The sequence below is a fragment of the Thermophagus xiamenensis genome (assembly GCF_900112795.1).
Classification (GTDB): domain Bacteria; phylum Bacteroidota; class Bacteroidia; order Bacteroidales; family Marinilabiliaceae; genus Thermophagus; species Thermophagus xiamenensis.
Genome location: NZ_FONA01000004.1, coordinates 43,145 through 65,485 on the forward strand (window position 1 = coordinate 43,145; position 22,341 = coordinate 65,485).

Consider the following 22,341-nt stretch of genomic DNA (forward strand, 5'->3'; position numbering starts at 1 on the left):
TGAATCAAATTCTATAATTTCGACATGGTCTGGTGAAGGAAAGCTAAGACTTTCTTATGAAGAAGTGTTATTCGATTCTGATATTCAGAAACAATAAATTGATTTCAACAACTTAGAGGGCTAAATCCAAAAAATGTTCCGTTGTTATATAGATAATCTATATTTATGTTAGGAAACAAATTAAACTATTTGCATTTAAATTTTTGAGGAAATTTATAAATTTGAGTTTCTGAAAAAAGATAACTTTGCATTTCTTATTTGATATGAGTTACCTTAGGCAAAAGTCTGATTTTAATATAGATGCAGCAAAGGTGCTTATTTCAAAAGGGTTATATGCACCAAGTGTTCATTGCTCTTATTATAGTTGTTTTCAGTTAATGAAGTATGCCATTAAATCTTTTTTTGGAACAACTTATAAAGAACAAACAGCAAGTATTGCGGGCAATCCAAAACAATCTACACATAAGTATGTTATTGATTATATAATCAGAGAATTAAAGAAAATTGAACAAAGTCGTGAAGTGCAAAATCTTAGGCGCAATATAAAGGATTTACAAAATTTTAGAATAGAAGCTGACTACGAAAACATTGAAATAAATTATGATAATGGGCAAAAAGCTTTGGAAAAAGCTGAAGAAATTAGAAGTTATCTAATAACCAATTTGAAGTTATGAACCCCAAAGAATTTATAAAGAAGAGATTGCAATTTCTTGCTTCCAAGTTTAGTGAAGCAAAAATTCGTTATGAGTACAGAGAAAATACGCATAGCCATATCATTGAAATTATTCCTCTTAATCTTTATGAAAATAATGAGGATTATTTGCTGGAAGAAACCCGAATCGAGGATGAATTCGAGGAATTGTTTCCTACTGAAAACATTATTTTTATTTCAGAAAATTCTCTTACAGAAATTAAGAGTCCTGAGTTTGAACTTGGTTATTCGGATTTTATTTTCGAGTCTGAAACATCATGTATAGAGTTTGAATTTTTAGGGGTTTCAGAAGAAGTTGATCCTATCAGTGTTGATTATTTAGCCATTGCTGCTTAAAATATTTATGGAAAATTCTAAGTTTCAATTTAAAGGTTTTAGTATTGTTCGGTCATTAATTGAGCGAAAAGATAAAAAACCTGCCCAAAAACTGACTTTAGATTTTAACCCACGAGGTATCATTTTTAAGGATAAATCAATTTTTCAGCTTCACTTGGGTGTAAAAATAAAGGATGAGGATAATGTTTTGAATATTGAAATAGAGGCTGTTGCAAACTATTCTTTTGATAACGAGATAGAAAAAGATACATTGGATAAATTGTTTTATATTAATGCTCCTGCCTTATTATTCCCGTATATTAGAGCTTATATTTCTACAATTACAAATCTCTCCGGCTTTGAACCAGTGGTTTTACCCACACTAAATTTGACCAAATTGGGTGAAACATTAAAAAAGAATACAATAGTAAGCTAATTTTATTTTTTTAGGTGTAACATAAATAGAGGATTAGGCTTTTTGTCAAAAATGAAACGAGCATGGCGACTTTTGCCACAAATAAAGGCAGAAGTGCACAGGCAGAAGGCAGAAGAAGTCAATAGTCATTAGTCAATAGTCAACAGTCATTAGTGGTTAGTGTTAAATAACTAATGACTAAAGACTAACCACTGAAGACTACTTTTAATAAACAATATATCAGTGAAATAAGTGAAATTTATTGACTTCATGAATATATAAAGTTATTGAGAAGTAAATGATACTAAAAACCCCTGACAGTAAAGAATTTTACCATCAGGGGTTTAATTTTTGGCTTCTGCTTTATTCAGCGTAAAAGTCCAATGTTATCATTTAACCGGTGCTTCAGGAATTGTGGGCAGCGGTTTGCGGTCTTTCAGTTGTTGCATAACCACTTCAATGGCTTTGTTCAACTGTTCATCCTCGCCGTTAAATTCTTTCCACGGGTCGTTTTCCACTTCGATGTCGGGCTGGACACCTTTCCCTTCAATAATCCATTTACCATCCATTGAGAGCGATGTAAATTGAGGAATTCGTAACTGAGTTCCGTCAATGAATGGGAGTGAACCGGTGATACCAACAATACCGCCCCATGTGCGGGTTCCTATGGTTTGGCCGATGCCCAGCGCTTTAAATCCAAAGGCAAATAAATCGCCATCTGATGCGGAATATTTATCGATAAGCGCTACTTTAGGTCCTACAAGGGTCTCGTTGGGTACGGGTGTTACTTCGGGAGAATTTCTTCTCATGTTAACACGGTAGGCTTCACGGGCCAGACGTTCCAGAATCATTGGAGATACGTTTCCGCCACCATTACCACGGTCATCGATGATAAGTCCTTCTTTGTCCAACTGGGGATAAAAGAAACGCACAAACTTATTCAACCCGTTGGGGCCCATGTCGGGAATGTGAATATAACCAACACGTCCGTTGGTGGCCTCATTCACTTTTCGGATGTTATCGTTAACCCATTTGAAATAGTAGAGTTCACTTTCATCGTCGATGGGAGTAACCAGTACACGTCTGGCACCGTCGGATTCAGGCCTACTGTTAACCAACAACTCAACAGTTTGCCCGGCTTTTCCTACAAGTAATTCATAGATATTATCTGCTTGTTTTACCGACTGCCGGTCAATAGCCAGAATATAATCACCTACGTTGACATCTACACCCGGGGCTTGTAATGGTGAATACATCTTTTCACTCCAGGGCGCTCCGTCTAATATTTCGGTAATTTTAAAGTATCCGGATTCATGCTGTTGGAATGTGGCACCTAATAGTCCGGTTTTAATCCGTTCGGCCGAGGGTTTTTCCCCGGTATTAACATAGGCGTGCCCTACGTTCAGCTCTCCAATCATTTCACCGATTACGTAGTTGAGGTCGTTACGATGGTTTACATAGGGTAACAAAACAGCATATTTGTCATGAATGGCTTTCCAGTCACGACCATGCATGTTTTCTACATAGAAGAAATCACGCATTTGCCGCCACGCTTCATCAAAAATTTGTTTCCATTCGGCTCTATAGTCTACTTTCACTTTCATGCCTGAGAGGTCCACAGGCTCGTCGATCGAGATGGAAGAAGAAGGAAGGCCAATAACTTTCCATCTTTTGTTTTTTCCAACGAGCATTTTTTTATTGTCGGGCGAAAGGGTATAGAAATAATCGCCTAATGACTGTTCCTTTTCTTTATCAAGGTCGAATACAAACAATCCCTCATTATCCTTACGCACCTGGAAACGTCGGTTATAATAAACTTTTCCGTCTACGCAGCTAATATTATAATAGAGTCCCGGTTCAATAGGCAATGCCACAATGCGTTGGGCAATGCCATCAAAATCAATTTCGACGTTAACCTTTGATTCCTTGTTATCACCATTGTCTTTTTCTTTTTTGGCTTTTTTGTCTGAAGTTTTATCGTTTTTCTCTTCAACCGGGTTTACATCGATATTTTCAGGTGCGAAGGGTGATGGCGTGGCTTTATCCAGAATGGCAAAATAGATGCGATAAGAATTGATATAGGCATGGTTCCATTCCGTTTCACTGTAAACGGGGCTAAAGTCTCGTTGCGAACTGAAGAAGAGATATTTCCCGTCGTTGGAGAAGGAAGGATAACCTGAGTCATACCATTTTTCGGTAATCATTTTCACCTCGCCTGTTTCGAGGTTGGCCACCTTGATAACATCCAACCGATTTGGCATTCCATCGGTAAAAGCTAACCATCGGCTGTCGGGACTCCAGGCAAAATCATCCAAATGTGAAAAATTACTTTTGGCTATCATCCTGGTTTTTCCTGAAGGAACTTCTGTAACCATAAGGCGATAATGTTGGTCGCTCCATGCAATATAACGGCTATCAGGACTCCATCCAAGATTAAACTTGTAGGTATCACCACCGGAGGTTAGCTGAATAGCTTCACCTTCGCCATTGGCAGCTTTAATCCATATTTCATATTCACCACTTTGATCAGAGAGCCATGCCATCCATTTGCCATCGGGGGAATATTCGCCGTCGCGGTCATGAACACCCGGTGAAAGAGTATGATTATAGGTAAGCCCTTCTTCGGCAGGTACTGAGAAGAGTTCTCCTCTTGCGGAAAACAATATCCGTTCGCCATTGGGTGACAGGCTTGCGGCATTAATATCACCGGAAGCATCTTTTATTTCATTTCTGGCCAAAACCATATCATTATTAATTGTTACGGGAACCTGTTTAAGTTCTCTGGTTTTGGCATTAAAAGTATAGATGTAACCACCTTTTTCAAAGACAATGGTATTCCCGTTGCAGGAAGGAAATTTAATATCGTAATCGGTAAAGTTGGTTACCTTTTCAGTCTCTCCGGTTTTGATATTGTAAACAAACAAATTCATAGTACGGTCGCGGTCCGAAAGGAAAAAGATTTCATCACCAATCCACATGGGAAAGATGTCCTGGGCATCATTGTCGGTAATGGCTTTTGTCTCATGGGTATTAAAGTCATGAATCCAAACTTCATCAGCCATCCCGCCGCGATAATACTTCCAGGTACGGAATTCTCTAAAAACTCTGTTATAGGCTAGTTTGGTGCCATCAGAATTGAAAGAGGAAAAGCCGCCCTCGGGGAATGGTAATTGTTCTGGCATTCCTCCATCCACCGGCACTTTATATAAATGCCCTTTAAAAGAGTTGAATGACTTTTTGCGGGTGCGGAATACGATGCTTTTCCCGTCGGGCGTCCAGGTCATAACAATGTTATTGGGTCCCATACGGTCCGACACATCGTCACGCCCCAGAGTAGCAGTATAAGTAAGCCTTTTAGGTATTCCCCCTTCGGCAGGCATTACATACACTTCGGTATTACCATCATATTGGCCTGTGAAAGCAATTTGTGTGCCGTCAGGAGAAAACCGGGCAAACATTTCCATGCCTTTGTGCGATGTTAATTTTCGCGCTACACCACCTTCAATTGGGACAGTATAAAGGTCGCCGGCATAGGTAAAAACAATTTTGTCATTGCTAACACCGGGAAATCGCATTAATCGGGCTTCTTCGGCTAAGAGCACAGCCGGAAGGGTAAGAAGCCATGTTAGAGATAGAAAAAATTGTTTTAGGTTCATACTGTTTAATTTTTAAATAAGATATATTTTATCGAACAAGACAAATTTGAAACATAAAAATATCCAATTTGTTTTGATTTGAAAAACGGAACTTCAAAGTTCCTTCCAATTGAATTGTTTTTAACTTGCTATATGAAAAAATTAGTTTTTATTATTTGGGAAACACTATAGTAACCATTTGTAATGAATAAGTTGGTATTGGGCCAAAGAAATATGTTATTTTCGCATTTTTTTGTAAAGGCATTTTCAGTGTTTGGATTATCCTATGATATTAACCAGCATTTGAGATTAGGATACATAAAATGCCTGAATGAAATGAGCATTGCAGCTTAAGGTCACAAAAGAACATGTATAAAGAGTGCGTAGACCGAAAGCAAAAGAGGTTTCTTGTGGTTAATCAATAATCTTTTGTGATGGTTACACTATTGATTATTGCCTAAAGATTTACTTGAATTCTTAAGTAAATAACTTAGATGGATTTTATGAGAATGCAAATATAAAATTTGTATGGCTGATGATAAGAAACTATGGATGAAGTTTAAGCAGGGGAATAATTCTGCTCTATCGACCATATATAATCAACATGCCGATTTTTTGTATCACTTTGGACTTAAATTTACATCCGATGAAGCAATTGTGTTGGATGCGATTCATGATTTATTTCTGACATTAATTAAATCAAGAGAAAACTTGGGTAATACGGATAATATTCGGTTATATCTTCTTAAAGCTTTTCGCCGTCAAATATTGAAAATGCTGAAAGGAGCAGGCAGATATTCTTCAATAGATACCGCCAATAGTTCTTCAGATGAAATTTCTTTTTCCATCGAAGAGGAGATTCTGGAAAGAGAAACCATTGAGGCCAGAAATGAGTCTTTGTACAAGGCTGTTCGATCGCTTAAATCTCGTCAACAGGAAATATTGTATTATAAATTTACCTGTGGCTTGAAATATGAAGAAATATGTGAAATTATGGATGTTCCATATGATACAGCTCGTCAACTGGTGTCCAGGGCTATACAAATATTAAGGAAGAAGCTTTAAAGTTAACTGGATAAAACAGAAAAAATCCAAAAATCATTTGCTCAATCATTTCTTAGGTCGCTTTTTTATTGGGTAGCTTAATTTTTTATTTGTATTAATCTAAATAAGAGGGAAATAGAATTTTTTTGCAAAAAAAATATAAAAAACTGTCACAAATCATCGTTTTCCACCTTTATAATTTTAAACAGGATGAAACTGACAAAATTTACGGGGCTTTCGATAGATGAACTGATTGAGGATTCTTCATTTCTATCTATTATTTCGGAGCTGGATGACACTGAATGGGAAAAAGAAGTTGCCAACTGCTCAAAGGAAGACCAGGTTGTGTTAGAAGAGGCACGAAACTTAGTACGTCTGTTTTGTGCGAAAGAATCGGTACCATTGATGCCAAGCTCAATTAAACGACAACTATGGAACCGAATTGTTTCTGACAGTCGAAAAGAACTGGTATTTGGAGCTGTCAGATATGGTATCAGGCAGTATATCAAAGTTGCGGCAATGATGTTGGTGATTCTTTCAATAGGAGTATATGGGTATTGGCATTTAAAGGATAAAGAAGCGACATACCAATTTTCAACTGGTGAAGCATGGATTTATTCCGATGAACCGGTTTTGTTTCTGTCAAAAGGCGAGAAGATTAAACTGGATGGTGAAAAGAAAGAAATAGAGGTATTGGAAAAAGAAAATGCCGTACGGATAGGAGGCGACAGCATTGTGAAAAATGTGGTGCCAAAGGATGAAAATAGTGAATATGTATTGATGAATGAAGTTACAGTGCCCTTTGGCAGGCAGACAAAGTTGGTATTATCGGACGGGTCAAAAGTATGGTTAAATGCCGGTAGTAGGTTGGCATTTGCTCAGGAATTTAGAAGAAATAATAGAACCGTTTTTCTTGAAGGAGAAGGTTATTTTGAAGTGGCAAAGAATAAGAATAAACCATTTTTTGTAAAAACCGAATCGGTTATCATTAGGGTATTAGGAACAAAATTCAATATTTCGGCTTATACAACTGACGATAAAGTGGAAACTGCTCTTCTGGAAGGAAGTGTAAAGGTCATTCCCCTGAAAAGTATATTTAATCGAGAAGTTACCATTAAGCCGGGGGATAGAGCCATTTATGTGAAATCCGGAAAAAAGATGCAAGTGAAGAGAGAAGACAATATAGAACAATTTATATCCTGGAAGGATGGTTGGTATCAGTTTTCCAATGAAAATATAATTAATGTTTTAGCAAAACTTGAGCGAATTTATAATGTTAAATTTATTTATAATGCAGAAGATGTTAGTCATACATTTCCAATTAGTGGAAAATTAAGTATGTATAATTCGATTGATTCCGTTCTGACAAATCTGACTGTTGTTGCAGGCATTGAATATAAGATGTTGAATGACAGTATTTTTGTGTACAGTAGAAATTCTACTGAATAAAGATTGCGGCTCAAAGGGGCAGTTTAATTAGATATATCTGTCCTAACTTTCTTTTACAGATTAATTTAAATTTTTCAATTGATTTGGATTATTTTATAAATCCAAAGGGGTATTTTATGTTTAAAATATACAGATAATAAACTAGAGATACGAGAATTCATGAGAAAAAGAAGAACAGGAAAAAGTATTGAAAGGGTTTTAGAACCTTTAAGGCCGTTAGCTATGCTAGCATTTGTTTTTTTTATTTCCGGATTCATGATGGCTTACCCACATGATAAGGGTGACCGGACTAAATTAAACATGGAATTAAAAAATGTTTCGGTAGCGGATGTAATTAAAGAGATAGAATCCATGACCGAGTATATCTTTATTTATAGTGAAAAAAATGTTGATTTAGAAAGAAAAGTAGATGTTATTGCTTTTGGTGAGGAGCTTGAATCTGTCCTTAAAAAGGTATTTGAAGATACACAAAATGGATTTAAAATAAACGGTCGTCAAATAGTTATATTTCGTAAAGCTCAAGATCAAAAAAATCAACAGAATAACAAAAATCCGCAATCGGAAAGAATAATAACCGGAAAGGTATTGGATGAAAAAAATATACCTCTTCCCGGTGTAAATATAATTTTAAAAGGCACCAATTATGGTGTTGTTACAGATTCAGAAGGGAATTACAGTATACGTGTTCGTAATGGAATGGTGGAAGTACTTCGTTTTTCTTTTATTGGGATGAGGGATCAAGAAGTGGCTGTAAATGACCAAAATGAAATCAATGTGGTGATGCAACCCGATGAGATTTTTATCGATGATGTAGTGGTCGTTGGTGCTTACGGGAAAAAACAAAATCAAATTGATATGACCGGAAGTGCTTTTCAGTTAAATGCTAAAGATATAGAGACCTTACCATCGGGAAGAGTGGACCTTTTATTGGATGGCATTGTTCCCGGTGTTAGAATTGACCCCAATACAGATGCACCTTCGAGTACCAGAACACGTTATAATACGAGAGTGAGGGGCGAGGCATCACTCTCAGCTTCTAACGAACCTCTGTGGATTGTTGACGGAACACCCATTTTTACCGGTGACAGAACCAATATGATTACCGGGATGGAAGTATCGGTAAGTCCTTTATCCTATATCAATCCAGAAGATATTGAATCTATTACGGTTTTGAAGGATGCTTCGGAAACTTCAATCTATGGTGCCAACGGGGCTAATGGAGTAATTCTTATAACCACCCGTCAAGGCAAAAAAGGAGATACCCGAATTAATTTTTCCGGTAGATATGGGATTGCAAGGGTCAACGAATCGACAAGGTTTAAAGTGTTAAATGCAGAGGAGTATCTGATGCTTGCCAAAGAAGCCTATGTTAATGCGGGAAAAGATTTGGCTTATTTCCCTTTTCAGGATAATGATTTGAATCAATACAGCACTACTTCTACCGACTGGTATGACGTTTTTTACGGTTTAGGCCATACTTATCAAGGTAATCTTACGCTTAGCGGAGGAAATGATAATTCTACCTATTTTATTTCCGGTGGTTATTTCCGGGAGGAACAAACAGTATTGGGGAACAGCCAAGACCGTTTTTCACTTCGCATCAATGATGATTTGGAATTAGGGAAAAAGCTAACAGCCAGTTTTAGAATTAGCGCATCCTATAACATTAACGAAATTTTTAATCCGGGAAGTGATTATTATGAATTTCTGCCGATATATTCAGTTTACAACGATGATGGTTCTTTTAGGTTGTATAATAAATATATTGACGGAATGGATGTTAATGGAAATCCTTATTGGAAAACTTCCAAGTTTTACAACAGTGTAGCCGAACGTGAGGAAAACGACCATACACAACGAACTTTTGCTTCAAATAGTAATATTTCACTTCAATATAATTTCAATAGCTCTTTGTCCATTACATCTCAAATTGGAGTAGATTATCAGAGCTACTATGAGGACAGGTATCGCGCCAGAACCAATTGGTCAGGCATGTCGCTTACTGATGGTGAGCCAATAGGTTACTCTTCACGTGGACATTCCAATTTTTTATACTGGACAAATATTGAGCGGATAAATTATGAAAAATCCATTGGAAAGCATCATCTGGATGGTATGTTTGGGTTTGAAATGAAATCTCAAAAAAGAAACTCTGTAAGTGCTAGTGGAGAAGGATTTGTTAACGACCACATTAAAGAGATTGCCTACTCGGAAGACCAGGATGGGAGTAGCAGTTCCGACCTTGACAGGTCAATGTCATTTTTTGCTAGAGGAGGGTATTCTTACGATACGAGATATTATCTCAACTTAATCTACCGCCGAGATGGAAACTCACTTTTTGGTGAAGATGTCAGATGGGCCAATTTTTGGTCACTTGCTGGTTCCTGGAATATTCACAAAGAAGATTTTTTTGATGTTCCTTACATTGATATTCTTAAGATTAAGGGAAGTTATGGAACCAACGGAAATTCCCGTCTGGGCAACAGGCAATCCGAGGGGGTGTATTCTTATAGTGAGAGTTATAATTATAACAATAATTCGGGGGTGGCAATGACTTTGAGCCCCAATCCCTCTCTTAGCTGGGAAACGACGTATATGACAAACCTGGGATTGCGCATTAAATTTTTTAGAAGATTTGAGATTGATGCAGAATGGTACAATAATAAAACAGTTGACTTAATCAGTAATGTTGATGTTTCCTGGACCACTGGAAGTACCAAGATATATCGCAATGTGGGTTCTATTAGAAACAGAGGGTATGAAATAACTATGTATTCCAATAATGTGGTTACACCAGTGTTTCGATGGACTTCACGTTTGAATTTTTCTCACAATGATAATAAACTGTTGGAGTTGTACAATGGTATCGAAAAAGTTATGGGGACAAAAATATGGCGCGAAGGATACGGTCTAGATACCTACTATCTTGTTCGTTGGGCAGGAGTTGACCCCAGAGACGGTAGCCCTATGTGGTACGATGCTGAAGGTAATATCAGCAAAACATACAGTTATGATTACCGTGTCCCATACAAGTCTTCTTCGCCCGACTTAGACGGGGCATTTATCAATACAGTTGAATACAAAAATTTTGAATTTCAGGTAATTTTTAGTTATGTAATAGGCGGTTATGGTTTTAGTTCTTTTGGACGAGGGACTTCTTCCGATGGATTAAATATTATGTCAGAAAATCAATCAGTCAATCAGCTTGATCGCTGGCAAAAACCAGGTGATCTGGCCTTATCCCCAAAGCCAATTTGGGGTGTTTCCACTAATTCAACTATGAATTCAACGCGTTTCCTGTATGAGAAAACACACATCAAACTTCAAAATATTTCCTTGTCCTATAATTTACCCAAATTCTTTTTGGAAAAAATTAACCTAAATCGGTGTCGTATTTCCTTTATCGCCGATAATCTTGGCTTATGGACACCATATGATAAAAGTAACAGAAATTCATACAAACAATCGATGAGTGGCTATCCCATGGAATCTTTGTATACCTTGAGTCTGGATTTATCTTTTTAGGCAAAAGAAGTTTCTAGTGGTTAGTCAATAGTAACTAGTTTAGGTTAAAATAGGGACTATGGGCAAATAACTAATCACTAATATGACTAATGAACTAACCACTAAAAACTAACTTTAAGTTACATTAGACCAATAATTTAAATAGTTTTTATACTGATTAAAAACAGAAATTAATTATGATAGTTTTTTTAAAAAGATTAATAAAAGATGGTTTTCAAAGGGTGCTAAAAGTAGGATTAATGACTCTTTTGTTGGTTTTTATATCAGGATTTTGGGGCTGTGATTTTTTGGAGGTCGATCCTATAGGAAAAACCACTATCCCGGTTCTGTTTTCAGATATGGATGGCATTCAATCAGCTTTGCCCGGTGCTTATAGTGCTGTATATGAGTATTATGATAATAATTTTTATCTATATCCGGATGTTGCGGGAGATATGCTCTCTTTAAATGTTGTTGGCGGGAGTGCTGAAATGGTGGAACAATATAATTTTTCTTCCACCCCGGATGATGCGGCAGGTACTGTTGGACACATTTGGCGCTATACTTATGAAGCTCTTGCAAATATTAATAACATTATAGAGTATCAACCCAGCTTGGTCGAAAAATATCCTCAATATGAAGATCAGTTGAATGAGATTTTGGCAGAAGCTTTATTCCTTAGGGCTTTGGTGCATTTTGATGTGTGTCGTTGTTATGCACAACCCTACAATTATACTGAAGATGCTTCTCATCCTGGTGTTCCGATTGTTTTAAAAACACCCGGACCAGACGATAATTTGCCACGAAGCAGTGTTGCCGAAGTATATGACCAAATTCTAAAAGACCTTGATCTGGCTATCGAGCTGTTCGAAGGGAAAGTAGCATCAACTCCTTACTATGCTTCCCAGGAGGCTGCTTATGCTCTTAAAGCCAGAGTTGCTTTGTATATGGAGAATTGGGATGATGTTATTGCCTATTCTGATATTCTTATAGGGCAAAGGGAATTAACTAAACGGGAAGACTATACAGATATGTTTAATAATCTTGAAGCCGGAGATGAAATGATTTTTAGATTAAATGGGCTGTATAAAAGCTCTTCTCTTTCTTCGTTTTATTCTCCAATTTCTCCTGTAGCCATTCCGGCAGATACCTTGATTTCATTATTCGACGATCCCAATGATATTCGGCTTGAGCTCTTAACTGATGAAAGCAATGAGCCCGTTTGTAAAAAATTCTGGATTACTGCAGAGGTCAGTGAGCAGGAGAAACATTATGATCCGATTGTTTTACGTTTATCAGAGGTTTTTCTTAATAGGGCAGAGGCCTACCTGAATAAACAAATGTATGAGGAAGCAGCAAATGATGTTAAAGTTATCCAGGCGCGGGCTACCGGTAAAGATCCGGAAGATATTTTGATTAGTTATGACCCCGTTGAACTGGAGAAGATTATTGATCGAGAACGCGCTAAAGAGTTGTGTTTTGAAGGAATCAGGTTTTTTGATATTACCAGAAGGAAAAAAGATTTGGTACGAGAAGCATCTACCACTTCTACTGTTCAATACATTGCATATCCCAGCGATTTATTTGTTCTCCCGATACCTGAGAAGGAGCTAAATGCTAATAATAATATTACTCCAAATCCCACTGTAAATGATTAGTTATCGGTGAAATTTTACAAATGCAATCCATATCGTTGTTGATAAAGTATTTAATTAGACAGACAACAAAAGAATATGTTTCTAAAGTACAGAGGCAGAAGTACACGGGAAGAAAAAGTTTTTAGCGATTAATATAAAGTCAATAACCATTTGTGTGTTAAACTAGGACGATTAATTACTATAATTTAAATTGCATTTAATCAATAATTTAGGATGAATTTATGCGAATGAAACGAGCATGGCGACTTTTACCATAACAGGATAAGCCATGCAGCTTTCATTAGACCAATAAGTTAAATAAATAATATACTAATGAAGACAAAACGTTTATTTCCCATACTGTTGTTAATTCTTTTTTCTGGTTGCAATAAAAATGAAATAGAGGTTTTTGATCATCCTTTTATTCATATAATGTATGAAGGAGCATCGTCAATAACGGTTTCTTCAAAGGCAACAGTATTAAAGGAGTATAACATTTATCTGAGTTCCAAACCCCTATCACAGAACCTGATTGTTGATTATGAGGTGGTGGTAGGTGACGGGCTGCAGGAAGGAGTAGATTTTGAAATGATTACACAGGGAAATAGCCTTACTTTTTTACCGGGAATTTATGAAATGCCGGTAAGAATCAAATGGCTACCCAATACATTGGACCCTTCTAAGGACAATAGTCTTATAATACGCATTACGGGAAACAATCTTGGATTTACAATAGGATTGCCTGGACCGGATCATAATCAAACTGAACTGGTAATTACTAAAATAGAATAACTCATCAATATGGGAAACATGGGAAATCAAGTGTTTAATGGTGATGGGGCGGAGTTCCTATTAAGCTATATTGTCCATCGAGGGAAATAGTTGTTGCCCAATTAAAGCGGAAAGTTGTTAAATAGTAGTTCGATGATAAAATATAAAATTCTTTTTTTCTTGTTCTTCTTGGAAATATGTGCTATTGGTCAAGAGTTGATGCAATCTTCCGATCTATTGAAAGGTCGGTTAAAAAACGGACTGACCTATTATATTCTTCCTAATGATTATCCTAAAGGAGAGGCTATATTCCGGTTATTTATAAAATCCGGTTCTGTTTACGAAGAGGACGATCAATTGGGATTAGCTCATTTTATTGAACATATGGCCTTTAATGGTACTCGTAATTTTCCGGGGAAAACAATGATTGAGTTTCTGGAATCAAAAGGGGCCAAATTTGGGGTGGATTTCAATGCCCACACTTCCTTGAATGAAACTGTGTACAAACTAAAAATGCCTGTCTCATCCCAAGAATTGCTTGATTCAACTCTCATGGTGCTTGCAGATATTGCTGGTGGGTTATTGTTGGATAGTGTTGAAATAGAAAATGAGCGAGGCGTAATCGTTTCGGAATGGTTACAGCAAACCGGTCCTGAAAGAAAAGCTCGGGAGGCTTTGTTACTCGAACTTCTCAATGGCTCCAGATATTCACAAAGGTTAACCATTGGTGATACATCCATCATTAAGAATTTTCCACATCAGCGATTGCGGGATTATTATGAAAAATGGTATTCTCCCTCTGTAATGGCTGTTGCTGTGGTAGGTGATGTAGATCCCAAAGTAACTAAAAAACTTATAAAAAGCAGGTTCGGCAAATTCGGCAAGGTGAATCTGACTGAGAATCCCCCTTGTTACGAAATCCCTGATTTTGACAATGTATTGGTTAAATATATTCATCATTCCTCTTTGGATAAGGTAGAATTAAACATCTTACAGTTAACCAAAAAACCTTCAAGTGTAAAAACTGAGGAAGATTATTATGCCTATTTGCAACGACAATTAATAAATAGACTTTTCAAAGAACGCTTTGCCAATCTTTCATTTAAAGATCTACCCTATAATGATGGGAGTTATTCTCTGAGCAGTTTTATAAATGTGAAAGGGGTATTAATGGGATCGGTTGAATTGATTCCGGGGCGCATTAAAGAAGGCATAATCACGTTTGCCAGGGATGTTGAACAAATTTTTCGATATGGTTTTACTTCCTTGGAAATTGAGAAAATAAAAACCAAATATTTAAATGCTTTAGCTAATAAGGCCGAGTCAAATTCTCCAAAAGAATCAAGCTCGTTTGTTCCTGAAATATATAATGATTTTTTTGCAGGAAACATGGTGGTTGATATTGATTATGAATACCAACTGGCGAAAAAATATAGCAGCTTGATTGATTCTGCATCTATCGTTAACCGGCTGCAACAAATTAGAGATCTAAACAAAACTCATTATCTGTTGTCTTATTTTGATGATGCCTCAAAAACAATCCCTTCTGAAAAGGAATTGCAGTTCATATTTGATTCAATAGCAGAATGTAGAATAGAGCCTTATAAATTAACTTTTAGTGTTCCTGACCGGTTGATGCAAAAAGAACCGAATGAAGGAGTAATCACGAAAATAGAAGAGATTAAAGAAATCGGAGTCCATCGTATTATTCTTGAAAATGGTGCCGAGGTTTATTACAAATATTCAGAAAGAGACCGGGACTATATTGCGCTTAGTGGTTTTCGTAAAGGGGGATTATATGCGTTAGACAGTAGTGACTATGTAAACGGTATTATTGCCCGAACATTGGTGCCGTTAAGTGGTGCCGGTGCTTTTCAACGTGAGGCTTTGAACCATTTTCTGGCTGATAAAACCCTTTCATTACATTTTGTCATTGAAAAAAATCGTTCCGGCATTGTAGGTCGGTCAGATCACAAAAATATTGAAACGCTTTTTAAATTGCTCTATCTTAAATGGAATGAACCTCGAGCTGATTCTTCCGTGTTCCGTCTAATAAAAGCCAAAACAATAGAGAAGTATTTGACATCCAATAAAACAGCGCAGGATACATTTTATCAGGACTTAAATGTTTTATTAAATGGTCGAAGTTATGTTCGCCAAGAATTGAGTGATTCTGTTTTAGAAAAGTCACTGCGTTTTGAAAGGATGCTGCCAGTATTTCAACAAAATTTTGGAAATGCAACCGGGTTTAAGTTTGTTATTCTTTCCGACCTCTCATTGGACGATGTAAAGCCTTTAATTAAAAAATATATTGGTGGTCTTCCTAAGGGAGAGGGAGGCAATCCATTTGTCTACAAAGGTCCAAGGCTTCTTGGTGTTGAAAAAAGCATTGAAAGAAATGCCGGAAATAATCCGAGATCGGTGGTCTCTTTAGTTTTTCAGGATTACAATTACCCTGGAACGTTGAGTCACTACAGCATCAAAGCTGAAATGATGAAAGCGGTAATTAGAGCTCGTCTTCTTCAGATATTGCGAGAAGATATGGGAAAGGTTTATAGCGTGGGAGTAATGTCCGCAGCTACCAAATTTCCACGAAAATTTAGAAGGTCCTCGATTAGTTTTTCCTGCTCACCTGAAGATGTAAATGTTTTAATTGATAGAACCTTTCAGGAGTTGAAGTTACTTTCTGATGATACGGATCTAATTAATTCGATTTTGGTAGATGTAAAGAAAAACTTTGTGAAAGATTGGTCTACAAATATGCAAAAAAATATGTATTGGTCCAGAGCCATTAGAAACCAGTTGTTTTACGAAGAAAAAGACTGGAATTCTATTATTCATTACGATAAATTGGTGGAAGCTGTAACGGCAGAAGAGTTGGCTGTTATGATTAAGAATAACCTTTTAAGATTACCGGTAATAAAAGCCATATTAAATCCATGTGAAGATGTTGCTACGAGCGATGACAATATTTTGAATGGTGAAAAAAATGATAGCCATGTTAATAGCCTGTATTGAAGAAAAAAATGATATGTAGCAGGGTAGCTATTGAGTGGATAATTATTTTTAATCTTAAAAATCAATATTATGAAAAAAAACATTTATTTCTTTTTGACTCTACTTTTAATGGGTAACTTTTTTTCATCGTGTGAAGACGATGAAAACGATGTTAAATTACCGGAATACGGTGATGCCGAATTTGTTAGCTTTGGATTTTATGCCGAAGATAACCCTGGCAACTTATTGAATGATTACGTCGTGGACAATATTACCGGCGATATTTCTGTCGCTTTACCTCAATATGTAGATAAAACTTCACTGGTTGCTCGTTTTGAGGTTACAGACGATGATACGGTTTTTGTAAATGGGGTGATTCAGGAAAGTGGTGTGAGTGCAAATGATTTTACAACACCTGTTGACTATTTGGTAACAGAAGGTACCAGCAATTCATTATACACCGTAACAATAGAAGATCTGCCTGATGCTGTTTGGACGCCTTTGGCCAGCGATACAACTGATATGAGGGAAACAGTGATGAAAGTTAATCCGGTAACAGGAATACCTTATATTGCTTATGTCCAATCAGCTGATGATTCGGATAATTATAAAGCCGGAGTATTGATGCTGGATGGAACACAACTAACTATTTTGGGGGGCAGCACCCTTTCAGAAGCAAGAGCCAGCGATGTAAATCTGGCCTTCGACGCCGATGGTATTCCATATGTTGTATTTACCGATTATTCTAACGAAAATAAAAGTGCTTCTGTTATGTCTTTTACCGGTTCGGCATGGAATTATGTGGGAGGCTCTTTGGGAAAAGGCATTACAGATACTGAAATTGGTTATAATGATTTAGTGCTTTTGAGTGATAATAACCCGATGCTTGTTGCAGTAAATGATGGGCGTGATGGGGCAATTGAAAGAAGGAACTTAAATATTTCGCTATATGACGGTTCCGCATGGCAAACATCTATCACTATTCCCGGGCGTCCAACTACCAATACTTATTATCCTAAAGCCTGTCGTTATGGAAATAGCGTTATTGTGGGTGTACTAAATGTAAGTGAATCAACTATTTCTGTTTATAAATATACTGATGGAAGTTGGACAACCATCTCTGAGGGTTATAGTGACGAAAGAGCAACAGGTATTTACTATAGGGATTTTGATATGGATGTTGATGCCAGTGGGAATATTTATGTTGCTTTAGCCGATAATATCTTGGGTGAAGATATCGTACGCCCACGGGTTATCAAGTATAATGAGGAAACATCCTCATGGGTTGATTTAGGATCGCCAATTAATGTTGATGGAAAAGTCGGTCGGGAATTTAGTCTTGCCATTTCACCTGCAGGAATACCTTGCATGCTCTATAGAGATGAAAATATGTATCCAGTAATGGTTGCTTTTGATGAAACTACTCAGGATTGGTCCAATCCTGATGTTCTTGAAAATGTGGAAAGTGAATCTCTTTACCTTGATTTTGCACCTAATGGTGTGGGATATGCGATATTTACAAATACTAGTTTAGAAAATACTATGCTTTATAAGTATGATATCCCGCAAGAATAATTAATAGAATAATATTTTGATAGAAGGGGTGCTGTATCAAATTTTGGAAAGGCACCCTTTCTTGTTTTTGTATAATTTCACTATGGTTTGAAAATTTTTACCGAGAAATATAACAACTGACCTAATAAAACTGAATATCAATGGTGCGATATTATTTTTTTTTGACAACCATAATTATATTTAAATTTTCTCTCCTTTCAGGACAATCAACAAAAGTCTCGGGAAGGGTTTATTGGGATAAAAATGGGAACAATCTGTTTGATAGAGGAGACAGATTATTAAAAAATATTCCATTATCAAATGGTGATACTATTGTTTTGAGCAGCAATAAAGGCGAGTTTGAGATTGAGGTTTCGGTTGGCAAAAGTTTGTTCCCTATACTACCTTCGGGATATGATGTCGCTCAAAAAATAAAAAACTCGGCATTTCAATATTTTGACAAATTGACTGAGAATACGTCTTTTTTTATTTCATTCCCCCTTATAAAAAAAGAAATAAATGCGAAATTCCGAATTGGTGCGGTGGGAGATGTGCAAATTGACAACCTTCAGGAAGCATTTTATGCCAATAAAACAATAATGGCTGAACTTTTATCGCGAAATGATTTGGATTTCCATATCTTTCTCGGCGATATGGTCAATAGCGATAGTCAAATGGAACCAATTATTTCAAGCATGCTGAAACAGTTAAATACACCTTCCTGGGTGGTTTATGGTAATCATGACAGAAATTACGATGCTAAGCATCAAGATAGTACTTTTAATAGTTATTTTGGTGCTTCCCATTATGCTTTTAATTACGGGGAAGTACATTTTATTGTTTTAAATAATGTATGGTCAGATGGTGGAAGGGCCTATAAAGGGCTGTTTTCGCCTGAACAGATTCGATTTGTGGCAAATGACCTTGCTTTGGTTCCAGAAAATAAGCTTGTTGTGCTTTGCCAACACATTCCCATGGCTTATACAAGAAATAAGGAAGAATTATTTTCTGTGATTGGTGATTCTAGAAAAGTGTTAATTCTCTCAGGACATACTCATCGGGTTGAAAGACATTTTTATACCGATAATATTAGTGAGTTGGGGGTAGGTGCATCATGTGGAGGATGGTGGACAGGTGAGAGATACTTCTGTGGAATACCGCATGCTTTGATGCAGGATGGGTCCCCTCGAAATTATTTTATTATTGATTTTGATGGCAGTGATTATTCTTTTCGATTCAAAGGGGTAGGAATGGATGATTCAAAGCAAATGAATATTTGGGTAAACGGTCAGGACACTATTGATACTTATGTTAAAACATTGAAAGAACTTGATAAAAATAGTGTTATTGTAAATGTATATGCTGGCTCAGAGCGTACGAAAGTTTTTATGAATATTAATAATAATGGTTGGCAGGCCATGGAGCCAATTAGAATGATAGCTCCGGAAGTGGCGCGTATAATTGCTATGAACAGAAGTAATGTTTTCCCTACAAAATTCAGTAGAAAATCGGCTTTAAGAAGTTCTTCTTCTCCTCATTTATGGTTGGGATATATTCCTGATACTATAGAGGTGAATACCGGTAAAATTGAAATTAAAGCTTTCGATAATTATGGACTTGAAGTGTATGGCAGCAACCTGTTCCTGATAAAATGATAGAACCTTTTTGGTGCAGTAAGATTAAGGTCTAATTATAATTTTTTTTGTCAGTTTGTCTTGATTGCTAGTTGCATGGATATAATATATGCCACTGGGAATACCAGTCAAATTCAAATCGAACGTTGTGTTCTGTGGACTGATAGAAATTTCTTTGGAAAGAACTTTTTTCCCGGTAGCAGATAAAACAGAAAGGTTAAAAGTCTGTTCATCCGATACACCCGAAATGGTTAAATGAAATATCCCGTCAGAAGGATTTGGGTATACCTCAATGGTATGACTTAAAAGGGTTATTTCGATATCCCCGTATTCCTGGTCGGAGTAAACCTGCAGCCAATATTGTTTAAATGGCTCGACGATTAAATTACCCAATGACGGAGTGGTTGAATATCCGGAGGCTGCGACTAATGAGAAGTCATTATTGGTGGTTGTAATGTCATCATAGGTTTTAGATTGAAATACGGATAATTGCATTGGTGTACCATCGGCATAGACGGATATTTGACCATTGGAAGGAGCTTTGAAACTGAACCAAACTGAATTGTCACTTTCATCTGCAGTGGTAGTGAAGCAATTTTGATTTTGAGAACATTCGGTGGCGGGAGGTGCCGGTTCCAATGTATTGACAGTACCGCAATCAATAGAAAAGCTACCGTTATAACCCAATGAAAGAGGAATGGCATTTTCTATCTTGTCGTTTATAGGGTATAAAACATGGAGTAGTACGGTATCAGAAGAAAGACAGCTTCCATGTCCCCCGGTTGTTACGACATAAGAGTCAAACGAACCGTTTTGCCGGGCAGATTCATTGGTTGCAAGAGTTATGACATTGTCATTGTATTCATAATCGATAAGATTGTCTTGCGACACCCAAAAGGAGTAATTTTCGGCCCCTTGTGCTTGCCACTCAATGTGGTCAATACTTTTTCCGCACATGGATATTTCATCACTTAAATTGATAAAGGAAACGTTAAATGTCGATTTGGCTTCAACTATATTATTTTTTTGAAGGGTATCAGTCCCAAATTCATTTGAAACAATTAAAGTTATAGTGTAAATATTTTCTTCTGTAAAGATAACTTCCGGATTCTGAGTGTATTCATTAGTGCCATTTACAAATGCGAAGGTGGAAGGTTGTATTTCCCAGTGCCATTGTTCGGGACTTCCCTTGCTTTGGTCTGTTAGGTAAACAGTAGTGTTAAGGCAAGCCAAAGAGACATCTGTTTCAAAATTGGCAGTAGGGGTACGATTATAATCAAGGCCATCTAATACCTTGATTCCACTATTTATCGGGTCGAGCCAATACTTTAATTGAGCTGTTGCATTAGAATAATAGTCCCAGGAAAGTGAAAACTTTCCGAATAAAGAGATGTCATCATCGCCACCGTGCAGTTGCCCTATTATTCTATGGTTGTCATCAAACAGAGGACTTCCAGAAGAACCGCTCGCATCGGCGCCACTATCGTACTGAACCATCCAGTGTGTATTGGCATCAGTAATGAGGTCATCATCCCATATCACTCTATAATCATAGCTGACAGGGGCATCATAATCAATGGCAATACTTTTGGGATTTCCTTCCGGATGATGAATACATGTGGCCGAAGTTGTAGTAATTGTGTCATTGGCATTCCACCCGGCAAAATAGGGTTGATAGGCATCTGGCGGATCTTCCGATAATTTTAAAAGGGTAAAATCGTTATAATCACTTGTAGCTAAAAGTTCAGCGCCGGAAAGAGATTGGTCTGGCGAGGCGTCAGAGCCATTGCAAACCGAATTTTCATAGTTAAAATAAGTGATTAAAGTTTGGGCAACCTCTTCTGAATAGATACAATGATTGGCCGTTAGAAAGAAGGGTGTTGCATCTTCCCTGGTGTTATTAACCAAAGCACCGGTACAAACATACCAATCCCGTCCTTCAGCGAAAGTCATCAGGCATACGGAACGTTTCTGATCCTTCCAATCGTTGCCTTCTTCGCAATTAATATCGATATAAGGGCTGTCAGTAGTGACCATGTTTCGATATGCTGTAAACACTGACTCTAAAAATAGTTCACCCTCGAATTGCGCATCAACAGGCTCGTTATATTCAATAATTATCGAATTTCCTGGAACAGTCGCAATTGATAATTTTCTATATTTCTTATTGTTAATTTCAGTAAATGCTCCTCTTAAAGTGGTTGTGTCAGCATTGTAAACGAATAACTCGGCACCGGGAGGAAGTAAGTAGCTGCTGAAAAATAATCCCAGAGAAACTGCATCCGGACAATGAATCCGGTAACGCCATATTTGCACACCACCAATGGTTGTTTTAAGTGCTGAATCTCTTAGGTTAATAGCAATTTTTTGAACGATACCCATTCGATTGGGTATTCCGTTTTTTTCGTCCAATGCTTTCTGTAAATCAACTTTAATGGAATCTAATATCTGAATAGGAATTTTGTGTGTTCCCTTAAGAGATGCTTCTTGGTTAAAACTGGCCGGAGTGGTATGAATGGAAATTTGAGATATAACTATTGGGCCATTAATAAGGCCAAAAAGTAGGAATAGCGAAAAATATATTTGTTTTCTCATGAAAATTTATTTGCAATATTTCAGTCCACAGATTATGGATGTATTTAGAAACAGCAAAAATAAGAGAAAATTGTTCAGC

General features: G+C 36.9%; 13 protein-coding genes. 11 read left to right on the forward strand and 2 right to left on the reverse strand.

Annotated elements, in window-relative coordinates; genetic code table 11:
* The first annotated feature begins 245 nt into the window (after positions 1-245).
* The 3 genes from BM130_RS03130 to BM130_RS03140 are packed head-to-tail and all read left to right on the forward strand — an operon-like array spanning position 246 to position 1,463.
* Positions 246-674: a HEPN domain-containing protein gene (locus tag BM130_RS03130; RefSeq protein ID WP_010528160.1), complete on the forward strand. Its 429-nt coding sequence runs from the start codon at positions 246-248 to the stop codon at positions 672-674.
* The gene (locus BM130_RS03135) at positions 671-1,048 is read left to right on the forward strand and encodes a hypothetical protein (RefSeq protein ID WP_010528161.1); all 378 of its coding nucleotides are present in this window, start codon (positions 671-673) and stop codon (positions 1,046-1,048) included. The genes BM130_RS03130 and BM130_RS03135 overlap by 4 nt, the downstream gene beginning before the upstream one ends.
* Positions 1,049-1,055: 7 nt before the next feature.
* Positions 1,056-1,463, forward strand: a complete 408-nt coding sequence (locus tag BM130_RS03140; protein WP_010528162.1) for a protein-export chaperone SecB — start codon at positions 1,056-1,058, stop codon at positions 1,461-1,463.
* Positions 1,464-1,831: 368 nt separating this feature from the next.
* Here BM130_RS03140 and BM130_RS03145 read toward each other — a convergent pair whose 3' ends face one another.
* Positions 1,832-5,098, reverse strand: a complete 3,267-nt coding sequence (locus BM130_RS03145) for a S41 family peptidase (RefSeq protein ID WP_010528163.1) — start codon at positions 5,096-5,098, stop codon at positions 1,832-1,834.
* Positions 5,099-5,605: 507 nt separating this feature from the next.
* On the opposite strand from BM130_RS03145, the gene BM130_RS03150 reads away from it, so the two are divergent.
* The 8 genes from BM130_RS03150 (at position 5,606) to BM130_RS03185 (ending at position 19,688) form a co-directional block, all read left to right on the forward strand.
* Entirely contained in the window at positions 5,606-6,142 is a 537-nt protein-coding gene (locus BM130_RS03150) for an RNA polymerase sigma factor (protein WP_010528164.1), read from the forward strand.
* A 189-nt stretch (positions 6,143-6,331) separates the two neighbouring features.
* Positions 6,332-7,570 (forward strand): FecR family protein, encoded by a 1,239-nt coding sequence (locus tag BM130_RS03155; RefSeq protein ID WP_010528165.1) that lies wholly within the window; start codon positions 6,332-6,334, stop codon positions 7,568-7,570.
* Between the two features lie 159 nt (positions 7,571-7,729).
* The gene (locus BM130_RS03160; RefSeq protein ID WP_010528166.1) at positions 7,730-11,095 is read left to right on the forward strand and encodes a SusC/RagA family TonB-linked outer membrane protein; all 3,366 of its coding nucleotides are present in this window, start codon (positions 7,730-7,732) and stop codon (positions 11,093-11,095) included.
* Positions 11,096-11,271: 176 nt separating this feature from the next.
* A complete protein-coding gene (locus BM130_RS03165; protein WP_010528167.1) occupies positions 11,272-12,732 on the forward strand; it encodes a RagB/SusD family nutrient uptake outer membrane protein in 1,461 nt (486 codons plus the stop codon).
* 312 nt (positions 12,733-13,044) lie between these two features.
* Entirely contained in the window at positions 13,045-13,503 is a 459-nt protein-coding gene (locus BM130_RS03170) for a hypothetical protein (protein ID WP_010528168.1), read from the forward strand.
* A 132-nt stretch (positions 13,504-13,635) separates the two neighbouring features.
* A complete protein-coding gene (locus BM130_RS03175) occupies positions 13,636-16,500 on the forward strand; it encodes a M16 family metallopeptidase (protein ID WP_010528169.1) in 2,865 nt (954 codons plus the stop codon).
* A gap of 69 nt (positions 16,501-16,569) precedes the next feature.
* Positions 16,570-18,054 (forward strand): SGBP N-terminal domain-containing protein, encoded by a 1,485-nt coding sequence (locus BM130_RS03180; protein ID WP_010528170.1) that lies wholly within the window; start codon positions 16,570-16,572, stop codon positions 18,052-18,054.
* A gap of 140 nt (positions 18,055-18,194) precedes the next feature.
* Positions 18,195-19,688 carry a calcineurin-like phosphoesterase C-terminal domain-containing protein gene (locus BM130_RS03185; protein WP_010528171.1) on the forward strand — a complete coding sequence of 498 codons (1,494 nt, stop codon included), beginning with the start codon at positions 18,195-18,197 and terminating at the stop codon, positions 19,686-19,688.
* 24 nt (positions 19,689-19,712) lie between these two features.
* Here the strand turns inward: BM130_RS03185 and BM130_RS03190 are convergent, their stop codons facing one another.
* Complete coding sequence (locus BM130_RS03190; RefSeq protein ID WP_010528172.1) at positions 19,713-22,262, reverse strand: T9SS type A sorting domain-containing protein; 2,550 nt, start codon at positions 22,260-22,262, stop codon at positions 19,713-19,715.
* Positions 22,263-22,341: the final 79 nt, after the last annotated feature.